21 protein-coding genes and 1 tRNA gene are annotated in these 21,473 nt (G+C 39.3%); 9 read left to right on the top strand and 13 right to left on the bottom strand.

What is annotated here, in order from left to right:
- Positions 1-84: 84 nt before the first annotated feature.
- Positions 85-777, bottom strand: coding sequence for a tungstate ABC transporter permease TupB (tupB, locus tag CVT05_RS05475; RefSeq protein WP_107698097.1), 693 nt, complete (start codon positions 775-777; stop codon positions 85-87).
- 72 nt (positions 778-849) lie between these two features.
- Between tupB and tupA the strand changes: the two genes are divergently transcribed.
- Positions 850-1,668, top strand: a complete 819-nt coding sequence (gene tupA, locus CVT05_RS05470; protein WP_002951010.1) for a tungstate ABC transporter substrate-binding protein TupA — start codon at positions 850-852, stop codon at positions 1,666-1,668.
- A gap of 93 nt (positions 1,669-1,761) precedes the next feature.
- On the opposite strand, the gene CVT05_RS05465 is transcribed toward tupA, so the two are convergent.
- The 6 genes from CVT05_RS05465 to fdhD form a co-directional block, all read right to left on the bottom strand.
- Complete coding sequence (locus CVT05_RS05465; RefSeq protein WP_107698096.1) at positions 1,762-2,733, bottom strand: hypothetical protein; 972 nt, start codon at positions 2,731-2,733, stop codon at positions 1,762-1,764.
- The gene (locus CVT05_RS05460) at positions 2,718-2,963 is read right to left on the bottom strand and encodes a hypothetical protein (protein ID WP_107698095.1); all 246 of its coding nucleotides are present in this window, start codon (positions 2,961-2,963) and stop codon (positions 2,718-2,720) included. Before CVT05_RS05460 ends, CVT05_RS05465 begins: the two co-directional genes overlap by 16 nt.
- Positions 2,964-3,019: 56 nt before the next feature.
- Positions 3,020-4,345 (bottom strand): aminotransferase class V-fold PLP-dependent enzyme, encoded by a 1,326-nt coding sequence (locus CVT05_RS05455; RefSeq protein ID WP_107698094.1) that lies wholly within the window; start codon positions 4,343-4,345, stop codon positions 3,020-3,022.
- Positions 4,346-4,527: 182 nt separating this feature from the next.
- Positions 4,528-4,716: a hypothetical protein gene (locus CVT05_RS05450; RefSeq protein ID WP_004320751.1), complete on the bottom strand. Its 189-nt coding sequence runs from the start codon at positions 4,714-4,716 to the stop codon at positions 4,528-4,530.
- Between the two features lie 27 nt (positions 4,717-4,743).
- Positions 4,744-5,511 (bottom strand): winged helix-turn-helix domain-containing protein, encoded by a 768-nt coding sequence (locus CVT05_RS05445; RefSeq protein ID WP_107698093.1) that lies wholly within the window; start codon positions 5,509-5,511, stop codon positions 4,744-4,746.
- Positions 5,504-6,286, bottom strand: a complete 783-nt coding sequence (gene fdhD, locus CVT05_RS05440; protein WP_107698092.1) for a formate dehydrogenase accessory sulfurtransferase FdhD — start codon at positions 6,284-6,286, stop codon at positions 5,504-5,506. The genes CVT05_RS05445 and fdhD overlap by 8 nt, the downstream gene beginning before the upstream one ends.
- 876 nt (positions 6,287-7,162) lie before the next feature.
- Here fdhD and CVT05_RS05430 point away from each other — a divergent pair.
- Complete coding sequence (locus tag CVT05_RS05430; RefSeq protein WP_234400557.1) at positions 7,163-9,709, top strand: type I restriction endonuclease subunit R; 2,547 nt, start codon at positions 7,163-7,165, stop codon at positions 9,707-9,709.
- Positions 9,702-10,361 (top strand): M48 family metallopeptidase, encoded by a 660-nt coding sequence (locus tag CVT05_RS05425; RefSeq protein ID WP_107698091.1) that lies wholly within the window; start codon positions 9,702-9,704, stop codon positions 10,359-10,361. Before CVT05_RS05430 ends, CVT05_RS05425 begins: the two co-directional genes overlap by 8 nt.
- 107 nt (positions 10,362-10,468) lie before the next feature.
- On the opposite strand, the gene CVT05_RS05420 is transcribed toward CVT05_RS05425, so the two are convergent.
- The 6 genes from CVT05_RS05420 to aspS form a co-directional block, all read right to left on the bottom strand.
- Positions 10,469-10,545: transfer RNA gene (locus CVT05_RS05420), tRNA-Ile, on the bottom strand.
- Positions 10,546-10,669: 124 nt separating this feature from the next.
- Positions 10,670-11,188, bottom strand: a complete 519-nt coding sequence (ppa, locus tag CVT05_RS05415) for an inorganic diphosphatase (RefSeq protein ID WP_107698090.1) — start codon at positions 11,186-11,188, stop codon at positions 10,670-10,672.
- Positions 11,189-11,258: 70 nt separating this feature from the next.
- Positions 11,259-11,594: a NirD/YgiW/YdeI family stress tolerance protein gene (locus CVT05_RS05410; RefSeq protein WP_107698089.1), complete on the bottom strand. Its 336-nt coding sequence runs from the start codon at positions 11,592-11,594 to the stop codon at positions 11,259-11,261.
- Between the two features lie 73 nt (positions 11,595-11,667).
- Positions 11,668-12,132: a hypothetical protein gene (locus tag CVT05_RS05405; RefSeq protein ID WP_107698088.1), complete on the bottom strand. Its 465-nt coding sequence runs from the start codon at positions 12,130-12,132 to the stop codon at positions 11,668-11,670.
- Positions 12,133-12,216: 84 nt separating this feature from the next.
- On the bottom strand, positions 12,217-12,786 hold the full coding sequence (locus tag CVT05_RS05400; protein ID WP_054196301.1) for an adenylate kinase: 570 nt from the start codon (positions 12,784-12,786) through the stop codon (positions 12,217-12,219).
- Between the two features lie 190 nt (positions 12,787-12,976).
- A complete protein-coding gene (aspS, locus tag CVT05_RS05395; protein WP_107698087.1) occupies positions 12,977-14,734 on the bottom strand; it encodes an aspartate--tRNA ligase in 1,758 nt (585 codons plus the stop codon).
- Positions 14,735-14,826: 92 nt separating this feature from the next.
- Between aspS and CVT05_RS05390 the strand changes: the two genes are divergently transcribed.
- The 6 genes from CVT05_RS05390 (at position 14,827) to CVT05_RS05365 (ending at position 21,462) form a co-directional block, all read left to right on the top strand.
- Positions 14,827-15,702 (top strand): NAD(+) kinase, encoded by an 876-nt coding sequence (locus CVT05_RS05390; protein WP_107698184.1) that lies wholly within the window; start codon positions 14,827-14,829, stop codon positions 15,700-15,702.
- The gene (locus tag CVT05_RS05385) at positions 15,695-17,215 is read left to right on the top strand and encodes an AAA family ATPase (protein ID WP_107698086.1); all 1,521 of its coding nucleotides are present in this window, start codon (positions 15,695-15,697) and stop codon (positions 17,213-17,215) included. The genes CVT05_RS05390 and CVT05_RS05385 overlap by 8 nt, the downstream gene beginning before the upstream one ends.
- An 88-nt stretch (positions 17,216-17,303) precedes the next feature.
- Positions 17,304-18,560, top strand: coding sequence for a diguanylate cyclase (locus CVT05_RS05380; RefSeq protein ID WP_107698085.1), 1,257 nt, complete (start codon positions 17,304-17,306; stop codon positions 18,558-18,560).
- Positions 18,557-19,342 (top strand): TatD family hydrolase, encoded by a 786-nt coding sequence (locus CVT05_RS05375; protein WP_107698084.1) that lies wholly within the window; start codon positions 18,557-18,559, stop codon positions 19,340-19,342. Before CVT05_RS05380 ends, CVT05_RS05375 begins: the two co-directional genes overlap by 4 nt.
- Before the next feature lie 64 nt (positions 19,343-19,406).
- Positions 19,407-20,618 carry a lytic transglycosylase domain-containing protein gene (locus CVT05_RS05370; RefSeq protein WP_107698083.1) on the top strand — a complete coding sequence of 404 codons (1,212 nt, stop codon included), beginning with the start codon at positions 19,407-19,409 and terminating at the stop codon, positions 20,616-20,618.
- Complete coding sequence (locus CVT05_RS05365) at positions 20,605-21,462, top strand: septal ring lytic transglycosylase RlpA family protein (protein WP_085657642.1); 858 nt, start codon at positions 20,605-20,607, stop codon at positions 21,460-21,462. Before CVT05_RS05370 ends, CVT05_RS05365 begins: the two co-directional genes overlap by 14 nt.
- Positions 21,463-21,473: the final 11 nt, after the last annotated feature.

Below are 21,473 nucleotides of genomic sequence, written 5' to 3'. Positions count from 1 at the left end.
TTCTCGTTAAATTTACAAAAAAGCTCAAATTTGACGCGCCTAGCCCGCTTTTTGCGAGCGTAAATTTTCTAAATTTATCAAATTTCATTTATCCAGCCTTTTTAGCATGTGTATCGTCAAATTTACGGCAAATGCGATAAAGATAAGTACCAACGCAAGCGCGATACCCATCGCAAACTCGCCCTTGTTCGTCTCCAGCGACACTGCAGTAGTAATCGTGCGAGTGAAGTATTTGATATTTCCGCCGATCATCATCGCCACGCCGACCTCGGCCACGATACGCCCGTACGCCGTCGCTACGACCACCATCAGAGCATACCTCAGCTCGTACAGCACGCAGCCAACGAGCCTAGGTGCGCTCAGACGTAAATTTAGGATGGTTAGATAGTGCTTTTTGTCCATATTTTCCACGACGCTAGCGCTTAGCGAGACGATGATAGGCAGAGCCAGCACGAACTGGCCGAGCATCACGGCCTTTAGCGTAAAAAGCAGTCCAAACTCGCCAAACGGGCCGTTTCGCGTGATAAACGCGTATAAAATAAGCCCGATCGCAACTGTCGGCATCGCAAGCGCCGTATCGCTAAGCAATCGTAATACTCGCCGTCCGCGAAAATCGTAAAATCCCAGCGTAAATCCAAGCGGAAAGCCGACTAAAATCGCAAAAAATATCGAGACGCTCGAAGTGTAAAGCGTCGCCCTGATCGCCGAATACGTCTCCTCGTCGCCGCTAAAAAGCAGCCTAAAAGCCTCCAAAAATCCGTTTAATAAAAAATCCAAATATTCTTTCTCCGCATATTTCTAAGGTTAATTTAATGTGCTATAATAGCATACTTTTAAAAAAGGAGAAAAATGAAAAAAGTAATATTAGGCTCGCTAATCGCGAGCGTTTTGGCGTTTGCGGGCGATAGCGAACTCATCATGGCTACCACCACCAGCACCGATAACACGGGGCTACTAGACGCGATCTACCCTGCGTATAAGGCAAAAACCGGCGTCGATATCAAATGGACGGCGGTAGGCACCGGAGCGGCCTTGAAACTCGGCGAAAACTGCGATGCAGACATACTTTTCGTGCATTCGCCAAAAGTTGAGAAAGAATTCGTAGAAAAAGGCTTTGGCGTCGAGAGAAAAGCCGTAATGTACAATGATTTCGTCGTTATCGCCGATAAATCTATCGCCGATAAATTTAAAGGCAAAGACATAAAAGAGAGCTTTGAGCTGATCAAAAAAGAGAATATCAAATTTTTCTCTCGCGGCGATAAATCAGGCACTGACAACAAAGAAAAAGGTATCTGGAAAAAAATCATCGGCGAAGTGCCTGAAAAAGACGGCTGGTATATGCAAACCGGCCAAGGCATGCTAGCTACCATCAACGCTGCAGCCGAGCAAAAGGGCGTGACGTTCACCGACCGCGGCACCTACATCAAGTACGAGGACACCAAAAAAGGCGCGCCTGAGATGGTCATCATCAACGAGGGCGACAACGACCTAAAGAACTTCTACTCGCTAATCGCGGTAAATCCGAAGCACTGCGCTAAGGCCGACATCGAAAACGCAAATAAATTTATAGAGTGGGCGACGAGCGAAGAGGGTCAGAAATTTATCGGCGACTTTAAGCTGCTAGATAAGCCGCTTTTCACGCCTGACGCAAACAGTCGCAAAAACTAATTTTTACGCGTGTTTAGGTCAAATTTGACTCTACTCGCGCAAATTTGGGCGCGCTTTGCGCCCTTTTTTATAAATCAAAATCTATTTTACCTCTTATTCAAATTTAAACTCACCGACGTTATTTTTAAATATTTCAAAACACTTATTACTAACCACCTCGTCTTTAGTATATGCTTGATATAATTTTAGTAATTCTAAAGTCGTTATTATTAATATACCTTCACTTTTTGCATAACTTATTTGATTGGCATGTATCGGCTCTCTTTTGCTAGGATCTATGTCGCGTTGAGGATTAATTATCAGTAGTCCCTTTACGTTATCAGGAGACATAGTATTATCTTCGGCTATTAAAAAATCAGTTACATGTTTCTTGCATTGTGCTATATTGCTATTTTTAACGTTTGTGTTTATCCCTTTTATTTCTACTATAAAGTTCATATTTCCACATTCGAATCTAAAATCTTCTTTTTTTACATCTATAAAATAATCATCTTGCAACTTAAAAATATCTACTAAAATTTCCTTTACCACACCAATCAACTCATCTCCATTTGAATATAGGATTGATTTAAATCTATTATTTTTATAAATTTGCCCGTCTATATTTTTAATTTGCCGATACATATCCAATAATTCACTACGCTTATTTTTTAACGCAGCATCATCAAAGTATTCCAAACTGTTAAACCAATCAGGAACATCGGATTTTTTAAATCTAGAAAGAATAAATGATATTAAAATTCCTAAATCGTTGGCTGTATTTTTTATGAGAAGGGTAGTAGAATATAGTCTTTCATTATGTTTTATTATTGTGCTTTTACCACCATTAGACCGCTTGATAGTTTCGTAATCTGCATCGTCAAATACAAAATCCGAATAAAAATCCTGTTCGTCTATGGTTGTTGTACTTATTTCATATCTTAGCCGCACGTCAGACAAAGTTAATTCACGCAATCCATAATTAATTTGATTGATAATATCTTTAATTAAAATAGTTTGAGTAGTTAAGCCTCCAGAACGAAGCAATGATACTTTTGTGTTCGTAGGCATTAATATGATAGACATGCTTTTTTAGAGTTCTCCATAATTTCTTTTAATGTTTTAATACAATATATGGCCCTGTTGCATTTTTGGTCTTCAAGACTGAAACTCCACAATTTGGGACTATTTAAATCTATAATATTTAGATCAAACTCATCAAAGCTTCTCGGACGATCAAAAGTACTAATGGTCTGAGATATATGCGGATCATTTATTTTAAATATTGTGGAGTAAGATATTATTTGAATTTTCATTAGTTGCGCCTCTTTAAATTTATTTATTTTGCTTCTAATTAACCACTATCATAAGGCTAAATCTTCCCGCTGAACATCTCATACATCGCCTTTTCCTCGCCCCAAAGGTCACGGTGCTTTTTGATGCAGGATTTTATCGCGCCCGTGAGATATAGCACGTCCTGCTCGGTGTGCGTGTAGTGCAGGCTCACGCGCACAAAGCCGGGCTTGCTTTCCGGCATACGCCCCTCCTTGATACCCAGCAGATCGTGAGCGTACGGCCCCGCGCACATCACGCCCGCGCGCGTCTGGATACCGAAGTCATTGCTAAGGCTCGCGGCGAAATCATACGCCGAGACGCCGCGCACGTTAAACGAAATTATCGGCAGTCGCGGCGCGCCCTTTGGAGCGTAGCTTATGACCTCGTCAATGCCTGCTAGCTCGCGCTCAAAAAGCCGTGCGAGCTCGTCCTCTATGCTTTTTATTTGCTCGAAGCCCACCTCGTTTCGCAGCGCATAAGCCAAATTTGCCCGCATAAGCCCGATAATAGGCGGCGTACCGCCCTCCTCTAGCTGCTCGGGATTTTTCAAAAACACGTGCCCTTCGCGGCTGGCGTAGGCGACCGTCCCGCCCGCGGCAAATGTCGGCACATCGCTGTTAAGCAGCTCTTTTTTGATCGCCAAAAGCCCGCAGCTTGCAGGCCCTCCGAGCAACTTATGCGGCGAGAGGAAAATCGCGTCGAAATGATCGCAGTCTAAATTTGCATGCGAGCTCAGCGCCGCGCAGTCAAAGGCCACGATACCGCCCGCAGCTCTGATTAGCTCGCTGATCTTTTTATAATCGCTGACGACGCCCGTGACGTTCGAGGCGGCGCTAAACGAGCCAATAATGCGGCGTCCGGTATTTAGCTTCAGGATGCGCTCAAGCGCTAGCAGATCGATCTCGCCTGATTCACTAAGCGGCACGCGCATGTAGTCGCAAAGCCCCTCGCGAAAGCTAAGCTCGTTTGAGTGGTGTTCGTACGGCGAAACGAGCACGAGCGGAGGCTGCGCGGCGCGTAAATTTGCCTCGCCGATCGCGCTTCTGGTTGCAGGCGGCAGGTAGATGCCAAGCAGCTCCTGAAATTTCTTGATCGCTGCCGTCGCACCCTGCCCACAGGCGATGAGATAAAACCGCTCGTCAAGCCCAAGTAGCTTTTTTAGGCTCTCTCTCGCGCCCTCGTAGCGTCGCTGCGTGATGATGGCGCTTGAGCTACTGTCGGAGTGGGTGTTGGCGTAGGTTTTGAGGATGTCTGCTATCTCGCGCTCTACGGGCTCATAAGCAAGCCCCGAAGCGGTATAATCAAAATAGTGCACGCCATGTTTTAGTATGATATTTTTTCGTATTTCGTCTAAATTTAGCATTTTTACTCTTTAAATTTGATGCGGTAATTATAGTAAATTTTCACGAATTTAGGGCTTTTGCGGTGGAAATGATTTAGTAAATTTGGAGATTAAATTTGAGCAAGCTAAATTTAACCGCAAAGCGGCAAATTTAACTTAATAAAGCAGAGAATCGCGAGCCACAGAGGCTCACGACCATTTTATTATTTGTTTATAAAATTTTTCTCTAGCCACTCGATAGCTTTTGCTTCGCTCTCGAAGCGTCCGCTTTTAGCGACCTGATTTTGCCCCTCGTAGAAGCGAATCCTGATACCGTCTTGGACGCTATCTACCTTTATTCTAGTGATCTTGTCTTTGTTTAGATAGACCCTATCGTTTAGTTTTACGTACATTTTTTCTCCCTTAAATTTGATGTGGTTTTATTTCTTTTTATCTTTTGCGTCGTCTTTGGTCGAGTCCTTTTTCTCGCCGTCTTTTTTCAAAAATAGCTCCTTAAAGCGCTTATCCGCAAAGTCCTCGATATCGTTTTGTAGCTGCCTATAGGCGTTTATGAGCTCATGCGCGCGCTCGTTTAGCGTCGTGCCGGCGTTTTCGCCGCCGCCTTGCCTAGTCGTAAAAAGCTCCTCTTTTAGATTTTTTTGCAAAATTTGCAGATGATTCCAGCATTTTTTATAGTTCATGCCTAGGATTTCGGCGGCCTTTGAGATCGAGCCGACCTCGGCGATGACGTCTAGGACTTCGGTTTTGCCCTTACCGAAGATCAGCTCGCCCTCGTCGTTTTCTATCCAGGTTTTGGTTTTTACTCTCATCTTTTTTCCTTTCTTCTCCTTAAAACACCCCAACTGGCAGTATTTTACGTCGATTTTATAGTCTCTTAACGTTGATCGGATCGTCTTTAGCCCCACGCCCGCAGCCGCGTTTCTAGCGTCTTTGCACAGGATTCTGTCTTTTTCGTCGGTCATCTGCTTTAGCTGCGTCATCACGGTGTATTTGCCCCGTCCGTTTTCCAGCCCGCCAAACTGCCCTAGCTCGCAGTTGTCGATCTTTACGCCCATTTTTTCGGCCTCGTCGCTAACCAGACCGACCTCTACGCCTAGTTTTGCGGCGATCCTAAACGCCGCACCGCAGTCTAGCCTGCCCTTTGGATTTAGCAGTTTGGTTATCAGTTCGCGGATTTGCTCACTCATAGATTCTCTCCGCGCCGCTATATACATTTATGTTTTCGCCGCGCGCAAAGCCGCACAGCGTGAGGTTAAATTTACGCGCTATCACGACGCCAAGGCTAGTCGGAGCCGTGCGCGAGACGAGCACTGGGATGCCGTGCATGACGGCTTTTGCCACCATCTCGGAGCTGAGCCTCCCGCTCACCATCAAAAACGAATTTTGCAGCTGCGCGCCGGCTAATACCGCCTTACCGACGGCCTTATCTATAGTGTTGTGCTGAGCGATATCCTCGCCGATATAAAACTGCTCGCCGCTAACAAAAAGCTTAGCCGTGTGCACGCAGCCAGTCATCTCGTAGAGCTCGCACTGCGTGTAAAACTGCCCCATCTGGCGCAAAATTTCGTCTTTGTGAAATTTAACCTCGCCCTTTATCGAGCGCGCCGCCATAGCCTCAGGGTCGATGTTTGCCGTCGAGCTGCGTCCGCAGCCGCTGATTATCACCTTTTCCTCATCAAACTGCTCGAGGCGCTTTTCGTTGATTTTGGCCTTTACCCGCACGCTTAAAGCGTCCTCTGAGAGCTCGATACTCTCGATATCCTCAGGACTCTCGATCAAATTTTCGCTGATTAGATAGCCCGCCGCTAGCGCCTCCTGATCGGTCGGAGTGGCCATCACTGCGCCGAAACGCTTGCCGTTTATGTAGATCTCAAGCTTGATCTCGCGCACCAAAATATCATCAACGGCGCTTTTTTGCGCGCCTTTAAATTTGATGATTTGCGTCGTAAAAATAGGTTGCATGATTTTCCTTAATTTTTGCGAAATGATAGCTTGAAAATCTAAATTTAGGATTTGATTGTAGTGAAATCTTGCTTAAATCAAGCAAAAACTTAAACTATTTTTAGTACGATTTTATCGGTATCTGATGATGATTTATATATGCAAATTTAGCATACATCTTAAGATATTTTTTGACTAAGATTTTATCATTATCTATTATTTGTATAAGAAATAAAAGAATAGTAAAAAATAGTATAAGGCTAGAATTGGATCGCACATAACTTGCTGTATATAGGTTAAATCTTGAAAAATTATAAATATAATTTGCAGCCTGACGTAAGACCGAGAAGGAAATTTATATTATAGAGTCAAATTAAAAAAACTAATTTTTGTCAAGCTGTATTTTACTGTTATATAGTCCGTGCACGACTCAAACACGCCGACCGTATATAAAAAGCCCTTAATTATATTCATTAAGGGCTTTTTATATGAAAACTTAGACATTTTGCCGATGAAAAATCATTTTCGAGCGATAAAGCTTCGTATAAGTTTTTATATTTTTTGCTCGGCCAAAGAAAAATATAGGCCGTCTGCCAAGACCTTACAGCAAACTCATTTGAGTTTGCTAAGTAAGTATTAACATATTGTTCTATGTAGAGGTTATTTGTTCTTAATATTTTGATAAATGATATTAAGTTCTAAGACTATACGACGGAATTAGAAGCTGTTATTTTTTATTAAGTTAAAGTAAATTTTGGTTTATAGGGAAATTTACTTTTGTTTTTTTATTTGGTATTTTAGCGCAAATTTTAAAAATTGAGATTTTGTTGGTTTTTATATAGCATAAATAAAGATTAAAGTAGAGATTGTTTTTTGAGCAAGAAATAAAAATCAAGCATGAGCTTTGAAAACGGCATAAAACAGCTAGAAAAAGAGCAGGGCAAAGATGAGATAGCGCACCTTTTTAAATACATCCAGCTAACTATCGCCGCAAACGGCAGCGAGGCAAGATACGGCACAACTGGCACGCCGTTTAAATTTTATAGCGTGTGGAAAGAGCAAGAAGGCGCAAATGAGAGCCTAAATGGCGCGATAAAAGATAGAAAGATAAGCGCGCTTGATACTACGCTCTTTTCGCTGTTATCTAAAGATAGGCTGCTAAGGCTAATTAGGCACTATATATTATTTGATAAAAAAGCGAAAAAGGTTTGTAGATATCAGCAGTTTTTCGCTATCGAAGAGACGCTAAAGAGAGTATCGGCGAAAAAAGATGGTGTAAGAGCGGGCGGACTAATCTGGCACACGCAAGGAAGCGGCAAATCGCTTACAATGGTAATGCTAACAAAGCTTTTAAAGCAAATTTATCCAAATTCAAAAATCATCGTCGTAACCGACAGGATAGATCTAGATGAGCAGATACAAGGGACCTTTAAAAACACGGATATAAAAGCAGGGCGAGCAAGCAGCGGAAGCGATCTGATAGAAAAGCTGCAAAGCGGCGTTAGCGTGATAACTACGCTCGTACATAAATTTGAAAAGGTAAAAAACCAAAAGGTAGTGATAAGAGATAGCGATATATTTGTGCTAGTGGATGAGAGCCACCGCACGCAAGGCGGCGATCTGCATAAGGCTATGAAAAAGGCGTTGCCTCTTGCTTGTTATATAGGATTTACAGGGACACCGCTTTTAAAGCGTGAGAAAAATAGCTTTGCTAAATTTGGCGGAGAGATACATAGATATACGATAGACGATGCGGTCAAAGACGGAGCCGTGTTGCCACTACTTTATGAAGGGCGATACGTGGGTCAAGAAGTGCTAGACTCTGAGGGGCTAACTAGGAAATTTGACCTCATATCGAGAGAGCTTGGCGATGAGGCTAAAAGGGACTTACAGCAAAAGTGGGCGAGGTTTGAGCGTGTAGCATCAAGCGAGCAAAGGCTGGAGCTAATAGCTGTGGATATAAATGAACACATCAAAAAGACTTTGAAAGAAAGTGGTTTTAAGGCGATGTTGGCAACGCAAAGAAAATATGACGCCATAAAATATCATGAGATATTTGAGGAATTTGGAGAGATAAAAAGTGCTTATGTGATATCAAGCAACGAGCACGAGGAGCTTGAGGGCGGGCATAAAGAGTATGTCGCAAAGGCGTGGCAAGAGACTATAAGGGGCTACGGCAGCGAGGAAGAATATCTAAAACATGTGAAGGATGAATTTGTTTATGGCGACGAGATAGACTTGCTCATCGTCGTTGATAAGCTTTTAACTGGCTTTGATGCGCCAAGAGCAAGCACACTTTATATAGATAAACAGCTAAAAGAGCATAATTTGCTTCAAGCAATAGCTAGAGTAAATAGGCTTTACGACGGGAAAGACTACGGCTACATTATTGATTATAGAGGGCTTTTAGGTGAGCTTGATGAGGCGCTTACTAGCTATGCTTCGCTAAGTGGCTTTGACACAGAAGATATAACTGGAGCTGTGATAGACGTAAGAAGCGAGATAATAAAGGCAAAGACTTACTATACTCATCTGGACGATCTTTTTAGCAGTGTGAAATTTAAAGACGATCTGGAAAGCTACGTGGCGGTTTTAGAGGACGTGCAAAAACGAGATGACTTTAAAGAGTGGCTATCACAGTTTGCTAGGGCGTTTAAACTAGCGCTTTTAAGTGAGAAAATTTATGACATATTAAGCGAAGAGGAGATCAAAGCTTATAAGCAAAGAGTTAAATTTTATAACGAGCTAAGAAAGACGGTGCAGCTAAGGTATCATGAGGCTTGCGACTTTGGCAAATACGAAGCGCAGATGCAAAAGCTACTTGATACTTACGTAAATGCACAAGGGGTTAATGAGCTTACGAAACTCGTAAATATCTTTGAAACGGAATTTGACGATGAGGTGCAAAGGGTTGAGGGTAAAAACGCAAAGGCTGATACGATCATCAGTGCCGTAAGCGCGGTGGTAAAAGAGAAAATGGACTCAAATCCAGTATTTTATAAATCAATAGCGCAGCAGATACAAGATATCATCGACGAGTACAAGGCAAAAAGGCTAAGCGAAGAGGAAAAACTTGCCAAAGCAAAACTGCTAAAAGACCTCATAACTGGTGCTTTAAAGCCAAATGAAGATAGGTATCCAAAAGAATTTAATGGTAAGAAAATTTTATTTGCCATTTATGATAATTTGCTCGATATTTTGGGCGATGTGGGGCTTATGGATGTTGAGACGGTCGCTAAAAATTTGAGCCTGAAATTTTATGAAATTTATGAAGAAGCCTCAAAAAAACCAGAATGGCACAAAAATAAAGACGTAGAAAACGAGATAACAAGTCAGATGGAAGATGCTCTTTGGGATGTCGAGGACGAATACGGCGTTTCTATCGATGAGAAAGAGAAAATTTACCAAACTATCCGAGGCATAGGGATAAGTTTTTATGCTTGAAGGCGTAAAAATCGTCCGAAAAGACGTAAAAAATATCACTTTAAAAGTTAGACCAAATGGCGAAGCGATATTAACCACGCCAAAAGCCGCAAGCGATGAGCATATAAAATTTATCATAGAAAAAAGAGCCAAGTGGATAGCGAAAAAGCGCACGTTTTTTGCCTCATTTAAGACGCCACAAAAAGAATACGTAAGCGGCGAGGATTTTAAATATCTTGGGCGAAGCTATAGGCTAAAAGTGGTGCAGTCTAAAGAGGAGCGCGTAAAGCTGCAAAGAGGCTATCTAGAGCTATTCGTAAAAGATAAAAGCGACCTAGAGCGAAAAAGAAATTTGGTCTATGAATGGTATAACGAAAAGGCGATGCTGTATTTTTTTAATATCTTGCAAGAGTTTAACAAGATAGTAAAACAAGATATCAAAAGTGTAAAAATAAGACAGATGAAGACGAGGTGGGGGAGTTGCAATCCATATAAATCATATATAAATTTAAACATAGAGCTTATCAAAAAGCCAAGAGCGTGTATCGAGTATGTTGTATTCCACGAGCTAGTGCATCTTCTCTATCCTGATCACTCAAAGAAATTTTATGACTATCTGACGCTTTATATGCCTGACTGGCAAAAACGAAAGGAAATTTTAGAGAGAACTTAGAAAATTTAGGATATTTAAATCTTTCTATTTTTAAATTTTAAAAATATTTTAAAACTTAAATAAAAAACGACGAAAATTTTTTGATCTTGCGATGTTGGTGAAGTAGGTGGTGGGTTCACCAGGACTCGAACCTGGGACCATCCGGTTATGAGCCGGATGCTCTAACCAACTGAGCTATGAACCCACAGTTGAAAGAAAACCGTATTATACAAGAAAAAGCTTATCTAAATATAAAAATAGCCTTTTTAATATGACGTATAAAAACGAACAAATTTAAAAAGAAAAAGCCCTAAAATAGGGCTTATAAATTATTTATAATTTTTTATCGCAGCGTCTAAAATCTCTTTTGCAGCATTTGCATCTTTAAATTCTTTCACTTTAACCCATTTGTTTGGCTCAAGAATTTTATAAGTTTCAAAGAAATTTTTGATCTTATTTAGTGTTGCAACTGGCAGATCTTCATAGCTTTTTATCGCGTCATATCTTGGATCGATCTTTGTAACTGGCACAGCTAAAAGCTTCTCATCCATACCTGCTTCATCTTCCATTACCAAAACGCCTATTAAACGGCAAGGGATGACACTGCCAGCTTGGAGCGGATATTCGTTTAGTACCAAAATATCAGCTGGATCGCCATCAGCCGCAAGTGTGTTTGGCACAAAGCCGTAGTTTGCTGGGTAAAACATCGCTGAGTAAAGCACACGATCAACTACAACCGCACCGCTATCTTTGTCGATCTCGTATTTTATATTTGAGCCATAAGGTATTTCGATTACGGCATTGATTTTGTCTGGATTTGAACCAGCTTTGATCTTTGAAACGTCCATATATTCGTCCTTTTTATTAGAAATTTTCGTGATTTTAGTATTTTTTGCATTAAATACGCGTAAAATTTAACTACTTTATAACCTCTATGCTATCGACATCGATCTCTGTTTTCATAAGGTCTTTATCTACTTCGCCTCTTATTCTTAAAGGCGTATCTTCGTTGGCTGTTATGTTACCCCATTTTTTGTTATCGATCTCAATAGTAATGACGTCACCATTTTTATCAATAAATTCATATTTGTCTGATTTTATGTGCGATTTTATTTTGCCCTCAAGTACGACTTTAGCGTCGTCTTTTAGTTTCAAAGCCTCTTTTGCGCTTATCGTTCCACTTGAATATTTTGATGTAAAGCCCCCAGCCATTGCGATGCTAGCAGTTAGTGAAGCGATTATGATTTTTTTCATTTTTATCCTTTTAGAATTTGTTGTAAAAATTTAAAAGGATATTACATTTTTGATGTTAATGAAAAGTAAGTTTTTACATAAAGTCTTTTGTAACAATGTTATAGATGTTTTTGGCGGTGATTGGTAGTGCTCTATCTGCATTGCCGCCAAGAAAGCCATATCTGATCTCGACCGTAACGTTAAATTTGGCTACCTCTTTACCATTTTGATCAACTAAATTTATGACTGCGAGAGTTTCAGATTTACCAGCACCACCTATGCCTAGGGTTAAGTGCCTAAGGATCCTAACTCCATTTTTTGTTCTTTGTATATCGCATTTTATAATTAGGTCGTCACCGTATTGGTTTTTCTTTTTTAAAAATGTATTTATGTGCCCTTCTAGCTTTTTATCAAGTTCAGTTTCGCCACAAACCGCTTTAGCACTGCTGTACTTATATGCAGTATCCTTTTCAACCATCTCTATATGCTTTTTGGCACATCCTGTAAAAGCAAAAATGGCTATGATCGCAAGTAGTATCGTAAATTTAATTTTATGCATAATTTCATCTTTGTTTATGTTTTTTAAAATAATCTTAGGATTGTAGATTAGAACCTTGCACCTTTTGATGCAAGGTCTGTAAATTTATAAAAGTTTAGCTAGTAAATTTTTAATATCAGCTACGATCTCGTCTATACCGCGTTCACCGTTTACTACATGAAGTAGCTCTTTTTTACTGTAAAATTCACGGATAGAAACAATCGGATCAAGATATACTTTCATGCGATTGTTAAATACTTCGTTGTTATCATCAGCACCTCTTGCACGGCCGAGCACTCTTGCTCTTGCCACATCTTCGCTAACGTCTACTTCGATGACGCCTTTAAGAGAAATTTCTTTTTGTTCGCTTAATACCTTGTCAAGCTCTGTCATTTGTTCAACGCTTCTTGGGTAGCCGTCTATTATGATGTTTGATTTTTCTGAGCCTTTAATGGCTGATACAATCGCATTTACGACAACGTCAAGCGGAACTAAATTTCCCTTTGAGATAAAGCCGTCTATAAGCTTGCCAAGCTCGCTACCACTAGCAACCTCAGCTCTTAAAAGATCGCCAGTTGAAAAGTGTGCAAATTTTTCATCTTGCTGTGCGATGAGTGATGCGTCTGTCGTTTTGCCGCTGCCTGGAGCGCCTATGATTAAAAATAAATTCTTCATTCTTTCCCTTTTTACATTTTTTGAGCGCCTTTGAATGAGTTTGAAAATTTCACCCTGCAGCAGACTATATGTCTAGCTTTGGGATGAAATTTTCTGCACAACATCCAAAATTATCTCAAAAATTTAATCTTTAAAATAAAATAACTCAAATTTAGACATCCAAAAAGTCCAAATTTATTACAACAAAATTTTAAGCCTTTTGCTCTTTTTCTCTTATCCTTAGTCCTAGCTCCCTAAGCTGTTCGTTACTAGCGTGGCTTGGTGCCTTTGTTAGTGGGCACTGAGCACGTTGTGTTTTAGGGAAGGCTATGACGTCACGGATCGAGCTTGCTTTATTTACAAGCATATTTAGCCTATCAAAGCCGATCGCGATACCACCATGTGGAGGTGCACCAAATGTCAAGGCATCAAGCAAGAAGCCAAATTTCTCACGCTGCTCCTCTTCATCTATGCCAAGAAGTTTAAAGACCTTTTGTTGGATGTCGTTTTTGTGAATTCTTATACTTCCGCCGCCAAGCTCAAAGCCATTAAGCACGACATCGTGAGCGATAGAGAGGATATCTTCAAGATCAGGCTCGTCTATATTTTTTGGCATAGTAAATGGATGGTGCATTGCAGAGTAGCTGCCATCGTCGTTTTGCTCAAACATTGGGAAGTCAAGCACCCATAAAAACTCAAGTTTGTCTTGATCAATGATGCCCATTTGCTCAGCTAGGAAAATTCTAAATCTTCCCATGTAATCAAGCACGATCTTCTTCTTGCCAGCGCCAAAGAATACAACGTCACCAACTTTTAGTTCACATCTTGAGACGATCTCGTCAAGGTCACTTTGCTCGAAAAATTTACAAAGTGGGCCTTTTAGTCCTTCTTCTTTCATCTGGAAGTAGCCAAGACCTTGCGCGCCAAATTTACGTACAAATTCTTCAAATCTATTCATCTCACGCTTGCTAAAGATGTTGTCGCCATTTGGTACTTTTAGCGCTTTGATACGGTTTTTCTTCTTGTCTTTTGCAATAGAGCTAAAAATTTCATTGCTTGAACGTTCAAAAATATCAATTACATCGACCATTTTCAAATCATATCTGAGGTCTGGCTTGTCTGAGCCGTAAGTCTCAGTGGCCTCTTTGTAGCTCATGCGTCTAAATGGCGTTTTGATGTCGTATCCGCAGGCTTTAAATATATCTTTTAGCATCGTTTCAGCCATATTTATGATATCTTCTTGCTCTACAAAGCTCATTTCGATATCTATTTGGGTAAATTCTGGTTGGCGATCAGCCCTTAGGTCTTCGTCGCGGAAGCATTTTGCGATTTGGAAATATTTATCAAAGCCAGAACACATCAAAAGCTGTTTAAATAGCTGTGGGCTTTGTGGGAGTGCGTAAAATTGACCCGGATATACACGGCTTGGCACTAGATAGTCTCTCGCACCTTCTGGAGTCGCGCGTGTTAAAACAGGAGTTTCAAACTCGATAAAGCCCATTTTGTCTAGGCTGTTTCTAGCTGCGATCGCTGCACGAGAACGCATTTTAAAGATATTTTGTAAGCGCTCGCTTCTAAGGTCTAAAAAGCGGTATTTTAGCCTGATATCCTCGTTTACGCTCTCATCGCCTATCATAAATGGTAGCGGCTCGCTTGGATTTTCGATGATTAGTTCACTTACTATTACTTCTATCTCGCCAGTTTTTAGCTTTGGATTGGTTAGTCCTTCGCCTCTAGCTCTTACTTTTCCTTTTGCTTTTAAGACATATTCATCTCTTACTTTTGCAGCAATATCATGTGCTTCTTTGCTATCAGCTGGATCACAAACTAACTGTATAAGCCCACTAACGTCTCTTAAGTCGATGAAAACAACGCCGCCGTGGTCTCTATATGTGTTTGCCCAGCCACAAAGTATTACTTCTTTGCCGATGTCAGCTTTGCTAAGATCGGTGCAATAATGACTTCGCATAAAATGCTCCTTTGCAATGTTTTTTAGGCAATTATAATCGCTTTTTTCTTTTGAAAAGCTTTGTTAAAATAAAATATGTTACAATCATTTACATGAAAAATGAACAAAAATTTAATACTTTTTGCACAAAAAAAGTAGGACTTATTGCTAAAGATTATCCATTATTTAGGCAAGATTTAGAAAAATTAGAAAAAATTTTAAAAAAGTATAACGCAGAAATTTTACTTGAGAAAAATTGTGCCAAGCGTATAGAAAAAAATGGTTTTGAACTTATAAAATTAGCCAAAGAGTGCGAATTTTTAATCACGCTTGGTGGCGATGGCACTATAATCTCAACTTGTAGAAAACTAGCTCATATCTCACCGCTTGTCCTTGGTATACACGCTGGTAGACTCGGATTTCTAACCGACATAATGATTAATGAGAGTGAGAAATTTTTTAAAGACTTTTTTGATGGTGAGTTTGAGATAGAAACGCCTTTTATGCTTGATGTTACGCTTCACAGAAACGATGGCAAAACTGAGCAAAAGATAGCATTTAACGATGCAGTCATCGTTAGTAAAAATGGCGGCTCGATGACGCATATTGAGGCGTTTTTAAATGAAAAATATTTTAACTCGTATTACGGTGATGGTGTCATAGCGGCGACTCCAGCAGGCACTACGGCTTACAATATGAGCGCAAATGGCCCGATCATCTATCCCTTAAGCGAGGTTTTTGCGCTAACTCCCATCTGCTCGCACTCGCTCACACAGCGTCCAGTCGTGCTTACGAAAAATCACACGGTTAAATTTAAAACAAAAAGCGATGCTATCTTGGTAATAGACGGTCAAGACCGCTTTGATATGAGTAAAATTTCAGCCGTTAGCATGAGTTTAAGTGACAAAAAAGCTAGGCTGATACGCCACATCGGTAGGGATTATTTTCAAATTTTAAAAGAGAAACTTCACTGGGGTTATAATGATTGATCGAATTTTGATTAAAGATTATTTAAATTTTAAAAATGTCGAGCTAAATTTCAAAGAGGGCCTTAGCGTATTTACGGGCGTTAGCGGCGCTGGTAAGTCGGTGCTAATGAGCGCTATAATGGCTGTTTTTGGGCTAAAAGATAGCGAGGCAAGGCTAATAGAAGCTGACGTAGAACACAAATTTGAGCTTGACGAGTTTGGCATAGAAAACGAAGAAGTCAATATTTTCAAGCTTTTAAAAGATAAGAGCACGAGGTATTTTATAAACCAACAAGCCATCTCAAAGAAAAATTTAGCCCAAGTGGCGCGCGAGCATATCAAATATCTCTCGGCAAAAGAGGCAAACGAGTTTGAAAATGAGAAATTTCTAAATTTGCTTGATAGGCTAGAAATTTCAAAAAATGAGAAATTTAAAGAAACAAAGCAGGAATTTGAAGAGGTATTTTTGGAATTTTCTAAAATTTCAAAAGATCTAGCAACTATAAAAGAGGAAGAGAAAAAGGTCGAGGAGCTAAAAGAGCTTGCTAGCTTTGAGATCGAGAAGATAAGAAGCGTGGGACCTAAAAAAGGCGAGTTTGAAGAGCTTATGGAGACTAAAAAGAGGCTTAGTAAAAAGGATAAGATAAATGAGGCGTGGGCTAGAGCTGATCGGATATTTGAGCTAGAGCATAGCGTAAATGAGGCACTAAGCATCAGCGACCTTGACAACGGCTTTTTTGAAGACGCGATGAACGAGCTAAGGGTCGCAAGAGATAGCCTAAATATGGAGGAGCTTGACGATATCGACGTGGAGAGCGTGCTTGATAGAATAGAAGCTCTTAATGCCATCATTAGGCGATACGGCAGCGAGGAAGAGGCATTAGAAGCGCTTGATAAAAAGGAAAAAGAGCTTGCCAGATATGAAAATTTAAGCTTTGAAAAGAGCGAGCTAGAGAAGAAATTTGAAATTTTAAGCAAAAAGGCAAATGAGCTAGCTGACGCTTTAAGCAAGGCAAGGGGCGTAAATTTAAAAGAGCTTGAGAGTATGATAAATTCATATTTAAAAGAGCTTTATATGCCAGATATTACGCTGAGTATTGAGGCTAAAAAGCTTGATATTTTGGGCGTTGATGAGATTTGTCTAAATTTAAATGAGACTTCGCTTAAAAATTTAAGCTCAGGCGAGCTAAATCGCTTAAGGCTGGCTTTTATAGCCGCATCTAGTGAGATTACAAAAACGGGCGGTGATGTCATCATACTTGATGAAATAGATGCAAATTTAAGTGGAAAAGAAGCGATGAGTATCGCAAATGTGTTGCTTAAGCTTGCAAATTTTTATCAAATTTTTGCCATTTCACATCAGCCGCAGCTTAGCTCAAAGGCAAATTCACACTTTTTAGTAGAGCGTCACGGTGAAAACTCGGTCGTAAGAGAGCTTGATAAAGATGAACGAGTGAGCGAATTAGCACGTATGATAAGCGGTGAGCACATAAGTGAAGAGGCAATAAATTTTGCGAAAGGGCTTTTAAAGTAGCTTAATTTAAATTATTAATTTAAGCTTTATAAATAAATTTATTTGATAAAATCGCCACTAATTTGATAAAAATTTTTGTAGGAATAATATGGAAAGAATCCTTGTAGTTGATGATAATAAGGCGTTAGCAAAGCTGATTGTTATGCAGATGGAAAAGACTATTGATGAGATGGCAATTGATGTCGCATATAGTTTTGCCGAGGCTCAAATGCTAATTAATGAGCATGATAAAGATTATTTTATGACTATTTTGGATTTAAATTTGCCAGATGCTCCAAATGGCGAGATCGTTGATTATGCACTCTCCAAAGGACTTTCGGCTATCGTTTTAACAGGTAGCATTGATGATGAAACAAGGCAAAATTTTATAAATAAAGATATTGTTGATTATGTTTATAAAGGAAATATGGACGATATCAACTATATCTTTCAAATGATAAATAGACTGAGCAAAAATAGACAATACAAGGTTTTGGTTGTTGAAGACTCGCTCCCTTTTAGAAATATGATAAAAAAGATATTAACTAGCCTTCAGTTTAAAGTTTTGGCTGCGGCTCATGGCGAAGAGGCAATGAGTTATTTTGCAGATAATCCCGATATAAATCTTATAATAACTGATTATAGAATGCCAGTAAAAGATGGCCTTGAAGTTTTAAAAGAGGTTAGAAAAGAAAAAGATAAAAATAGCCTTGGCGTAATCGTTATGACATCTCCTAGCGAAAAGACTGACGCATCAATATTTTTAAAAAATGGTGCGAGCGATTTTATAGCAAAACCATTTTCAAAAGAAGAGCTAATATGTCGTGTTAATAATACGATTGAAGCAATGGAAAATATAAATAAGATAGCAAATTTTGCAAATCGTGACTTCTTGACCGGAGTTTATAATAGAAGATTTTTTTATTCTGACGTAGAAGAGTATGTCCAAATAGCTGAAGAGACTAATGAGCCTTACGCTTTTGCAATGATTGATGTTGATTATTTTAAGAAGATAAATGATACATATGGCCATGATGGTGGAGATAGGGTACTAAAATCAATCGCAAAAATTTTAAATGACAATACAAAAGGAAGTGATATTGTTGCTAGATTTGGCGGCGAAGAATTTTGCGTTGTCCTTAAAAAAATAAATAAAGAAGAAGCTGTTAAATTTTTTGTAAATTTACGAGCCAAAGTAGCTGAAAATAAAGTAACTATAAAAAAGGAAAAAGTAAAAGTTACTATATCAATAGGTGTATCTTTTGGCAATGGGCATTGCGAGATAGACGATATGCTTGAGGCTTGCGATTCAGCACTTTACACCGCAAAAGAAAATGGTAGAAACAGAGTAGAAATAGCTTTATGATTATAGATACGCATTGTCATTTGGATAGTAAAGTTTATGATCCTGACCTTGATAAAATTTTAGGTGAAGCTAGAAATTTAGGGCTAAAAGGCTTTATTATCCCTGGAGCTGATATCAATGATTTACCAAAAGCGGCTAAAATAGCGCGTGAAAATTCTGACATTTTCTTTGCCGCTGGAGTTCATCCATATGATAAAGAGAGTTTTAGTATTGAAATTTTAAGGAATTTTGCTAAAGATGAAAAGTGTGTGGCGATTGGTGAATGCGGTCTTGACTACTTTCGCTTGCCAAAAGATGAAAATGAAAAGATAAAAGAAAAAGAGGATCAAAAACGTATTTTTTTAGCTCAACTTGATTTGGCTGTTGAGTTAAAAAAACCCGTTATTCTTCACATTAGGGAGGCTAATGAGGACTCTTTTAATATCTTAAAAGAGTATGCATCAAAGCTTGAAGCTGGAGCGATTTTGCACTGTTATAATGCTTCGCCACTTCTTTTAGAGCTTTGTAAATTTGGGAATTTTTACTTTGGTATAGGCGGTGTTTTAACATTTAAAAATGCTAAAAATTTAGTCGAAATTTTGCCAAAAATCCCATTTGATAGGATAGTTATTGAAACTGACGCTCCTTATCTCACGCCAGAACCAAATCGCGGCAAGAGAAATGAGCCGGCGTTTACGACATTTGTTGCTAAAAAGATAGCTGAAATTTTAAACCTTGAGTTTGAAGTTGTTTGTGAAAAAACTTCAAATAATGCCAAAAGGTTGTTTAAGTGCTTTGCTTAAATTTTGAGCGTTGCACTTGTTTAAGATGCTAGCATCTTAAGTTTTGACACGAAAAAGGATAGAAATGAAAGCAATGCTTAAAATATTTTTAATGTTTGCATGTAGTACCTTACTACTAGCAAATACGCCTGAAAAAAGCTCATACGACACTCAGGTAAAAATTTTAAAAGAGCTGGATATTGACGCTAGCTTTATGAAGACTTCTCACTATGCAAGGATGAGGCAAGGTATCAAACAATCACAACTTGAAACATTTACAGAAGCTCTAAAAAATGGTTATATGTATATACCGATGGTAAAAGAGCAGATCAAAAAATCAGGCGTACCTGAGTCATTCTTTTATCTAGCTATGATAGAATCAGGCTTTTCAAATCACACAGTCTCAAACGCAAAAGCTACTGGCATGTGGCAGTTTATGGAGCAAACGGCTAGACTGCATGGTCTAAAGGTAGGACAGTATGTCGATGAGAGAAAAGATCCAGTAGAGTCTACTGTTGCAGCAACAAATTATCTAAAGTCGCTTAAAAATCAATTTGGTAAGTGGTATCTAGCAGCTATGGCCTATAACTGCGGCGATGGAGCCTTAAAAAGAGCTATACAAAAAGCTGGTACAGATGACCTTGTAACGCTTCTTGACGCAGAGAAAAAATACCTTCCAGCCGAAACTAGAAATTTTGTTATTAAAATTTTAAGAGCAGCATATACTGCAAAAGACGCAGACTTCTTGATGTCTAAAGATTCATCTTTATTGAACATAAATGGAGGACTAAAGCTTGTAAAAGTAAAAGTACCTGGCGGTACAAATTTAGCTCAAATAGGCGATAGTATCGGCCTTAGTACAAAAAAGATGAAAAATAACAATCCGCATTTAAAATTTGTATTTACTCCGCCAACTCTAAAAGATTATTATGTTTATATCCCTGAAAATAAAAAACAGCTTTTTGCAGAAAATTTCAAGCCATTTAACGGTAAAAATAATTTTTATACCTATGTTGTAAAAAAAGGCGAAACATTACTTTCTATCTCTAAAAAAACAGGTGTTAGTCATAGAGCGATCAAGGACTACAACGAGCTTAGTACAAATGCCGTAAGCTATAATCAAAAACTAATTATTCCATTTTCCGCACAAAATAAATCTCAAAACTATATAGTCCAAACTGGTGATACGATAGCTTCTTTATCTAAAAAATTTAATGTGAGCGAAAAAGATTTAAAAGATGCAAATTCTTTTGCTAGTTCAAATTTAAATGTTGGAGCAAATATTGTCATACCATAAGAGCCTAAAATTTTATATAGGGCTAAGTTTTACTCTTTTAGTTACTGGTTGCTCTTGGAGTGGAGCACCATTTACACCAAGTGGCCCAACTAATGTAAAGGGCAACAATTCAGCTTCTATCCAAAAAGCAACAATGAGACCTTACACGATAAATGGCAAAACATACTACCCAACCGTTGTAAGTGTGGGTGATAGGGCAAGTGGTACAGCAAGCTGGTATGGTCCAAATTTTCACGGTAAAACAACCTCAAACGGCGAAATTTATAATATGTACAACATGACTGCAGCACACAAAACTTTGCCGATGAATACGATCCTTAAAGTAACAAATTTAAGAAATCAAAAAAGCGTCATTGTTCGCGTAAATGATCGTGGACCTTTTGTGGCTGATAGAGTTTTAGACCTTTCAAAGGCGGCTGCAACTAAACTTGATATTATCGGTACAGGCACAGCTCCAGTCAGTATGGAAGTCATAGGCTTTAATGAAGATATAAATGCTGTTGCAAGCATTAACACTCAAGCAAAACCGACAAGCACTGGCATAAAAGTGCCAAATCCAGTCTCTCCGACAGCTCCAACTGGAGGCATTATTATTTCGTCAGAGCAACGAGTCGTAGGTGGAGATTTTATGGTGCAAATTGGCTCATTTAAAAACCTTGAGGGCGCAAACAGATATCAAAGAGAGCATCAAAGCATAGATGGTTACAAGTCGGTAGTTAGGACATTTACTATAGATGGCTCGACCATTTATAGGGTATTTTTAAATGGCTTTAGAAGTGAGGACGAGGCTAGGGATTATGCAAGAAGCGGTAAATTCCAAGGTGCATTTATAGTAAGAGGTTAGGGCGTGAGAGA

Origin of the sequence: Campylobacter concisus (assembly GCF_003049705.1) — a bacterium.
In the GTDB taxonomy this organism is placed as follows: domain Bacteria; phylum Campylobacterota; class Campylobacteria; order Campylobacterales; family Campylobacteraceae; genus Campylobacter_A; species Campylobacter_A concisus_AR.
Note: the sequence above shows the minus strand (reverse complement) of the source record. Positions and strands in the feature narration are given on the sequence as shown.